Raw genomic sequence first — 2,602 nt, forward strand, 5'->3', positions numbered from 1 at the left:
ACATCCATGCTGGAAGCGGTGTTGAGTGCTGGATTGAGCTCGGTGAGTAAAAATTAGACACTCATGCGCTCGCCCTGGTGTTCTTTCTCTTAATCAGTCTGGAATACCACACCTTAGAATACACACAGATAGTCACTTCCTACAGTTTGAAGAGCGTAGAGTCATTCAAGATCCAATCACTTGTTATGAGATTGGGTCAAACAAGGCATTTACCCTACATCAATCAGAGCTTCAAAGAGGGGCAGTCATTATATGCGGATTTGTGACCACGGGTGCTTTGATTCCGACTGACATCGATTTGATAGAAGTGCACCTAACTGGTATATCAACTTGGTTTGAAAGGTTACGAAGCTCTGAAATAACAGAAACAGAGTTCAAGCGGTGCACTTCTGTAGAGAAATTCTTAGTAAATTTTGACTACAATAACAATAACTATACGATAGAAAATCACCGTTATGTGTCATCGACAGCACTGACACCAACCGAACATCACATAAAAATACAAGATTGTTTTATCGTCAAAAAGGCAAATGGAACGTTTACGCTAAACGAAGCAGAGGGTATTGCTTTAGAAGTAAGAAGCCTTTTTTCACTCCTATTGGGACATTCCCTATCTATAAAAAAGCTATATTTGATTCCATCAGATAAGCGACATAATTATCATTCTCTTATTTTTCCAAGTGTTACTTATGAAGTTAATCCGTTTGATCATTATCACAAAACTCTTTGCCATATTGACAATTTGTTCAATTGGAACCTTTGGGAACCAATTATAAAAAATTACTTCAATATTAAATCATTTCGAACAATTTGGAGCCGCCTAATGCTCCCTTTATCACGTTCAAAATCTGGTACTTGGGAATATGATATTCTATCTGTAGTTGTAACGCTTGAAATGTATTGCGAACAAGAGTCAAAAGGAAAAGGCCATAAATTAAACAAAGATACATATAATGAGCTAAAGTCACGGCTTAATAAAACCTTAGAAGCATTTGTTGATGAAAATGTCCTTTCCTCAGAGGATTTATTAGTCCTACAAGGTTTTAATAGTGCTCTCACTAATCTAAAAAATACATCTCACCCGACTCTTCAGCACAAATACGACTTCTTAATGAGTAAAACGAGCAATGAAATTAAAGAGGCTATTTCTTTTAGTGAAGATGATTTCAATATACTTAAGAGACTCAGAAATAGTGTGGCACACGGACTAAATTACCGTACGGTAATAAACGGAGAAATCACAAAGGAGGTTCAATTAAAAGATCGCCTTTTAACATTGTTAATGTATTTTGTTTTTCATGAGCTCGGTTTTAGTGATACCCAAATAGCGAAAAGTTTAAGCTACACTCATAACTCATTCATAGTTAATGCAGGTGGTAATGAGAGGGCTAGAGATAAACTAGCTGGCACTGCGCGTTTCATTACTTTACATGAAGACGTTGACCTTAAAGATTTTGGCTCTTTTGATTATATAGTTGTCGATTGCAAATTTAAGAATCAACAGTTTACATTAAACAAACCACTGTCTTATGAAACAAAACATCACTGGCATGGTAGCGGCATATCCGACGTTAGAGACTTTGTTAAGGATAAGCTTCCCAAAGATAGTAACACTGAGCTGGAATATGTTAATAAGTTATACATTTCCAATGGTAGAAGTGAAAAATGCTATTATGGAGTTATTTTGTTAACTCATCGGTAAAGATTCAACATACTTTTTCTTATCTGATGGAAACTCATTAGGGCTGTGACACTAGCACGTTTCTGTCCAATAATGAGCTAGCTTTCGTAGCTGGCTTTTTTGCCCCTTAAATGGTTCCAGCAAAAACTAAATGCGTAAATAGTCGAATTTTCCTCAATTGTCGATTATGTGACCTTTTGCCTAGGGGTTGTCCGTTGAGTTTGTTGATAACAGATCAATTGCTTATGCTTGCGAGTACGTCGAACGTTTCTTCAAGCTGGTAAACACCATGTTTAATAATGCCGTCACCGTTGGAACCCCAACCAGTACAGGCGGAAAAGTCTTAACAGGCACTGCTGGCGTAAAAATTAACAACTTGGATGTGAGTCTCTTGGGAGACCAAGCTACCTGTACTTGTGGGGATGAAAACTGTCGTGGAGTAGGCCCAATCATGCAGGGCTGCCCACGAAATATTAAGATTGGTGGCAAGCTGATAGCGATGAAAGGCGATCCGGTTGATACCGGATGTGGCAATTGTTTTGTGCTTTCGAGTGGCGACGTCGTGAGTCTTGGTGCTCAAATGTCTGGCTCAATTGATATGGGTTCAGGCGTTAATATCGGGCAGGGTGTCAATATCAATATGGGGTCGGGCGTGAGCTTGGGGCAAGGTGTCTCTTTTGGTGACCGCTCGTCTACTTCTCCATCGTCTAGTTTCCCCAGTTCTGCGAGTCATCTATCGCAAGTGAATGACCCATATCGTTCAGAGCCGTTATTGTTTAGCCAAACTCAAACCATCGACAAAATATTGAGTGATTCTCTCGCTTTAGAGTGTTCTCTTGAAGATGAAATGGCGAAGAACATGCAACATGTTCTTATCACCGATTTGGAGGATGCACACAAGATCCTGCATAACCTTTGGCT

1 protein-coding gene and 1 pseudogene are annotated in these 2,602 nt (G+C 39.2%); both read left to right on the plus strand.

Annotated elements, in window-relative coordinates:
- Positions 1-190 precede the first annotated feature (190 nt).
- Complete coding sequence (locus ACQEXR_RS19880) at positions 191-1,702, plus strand: HEPN domain-containing protein (protein WP_427021003.1); 1,512 nt, start codon at positions 191-193, stop codon at positions 1,700-1,702.
- A 268-nt stretch (positions 1,703-1,970) separates the two neighbouring features.
- Positions 1,971-2,150 (plus strand): annotated as a pseudogene (locus ACQEXR_RS19885) (PAAR domain-containing protein); the annotation flags it as partial.
- Between the last annotated feature and the right edge of the window lie 452 nt (positions 2,151-2,602).

Source organism: Vibrio sp. TRT 2004, from assembly GCF_050113735.1.
Classification (GTDB): domain Bacteria; phylum Pseudomonadota; class Gammaproteobacteria; order Enterobacterales; family Vibrionaceae; genus Vibrio.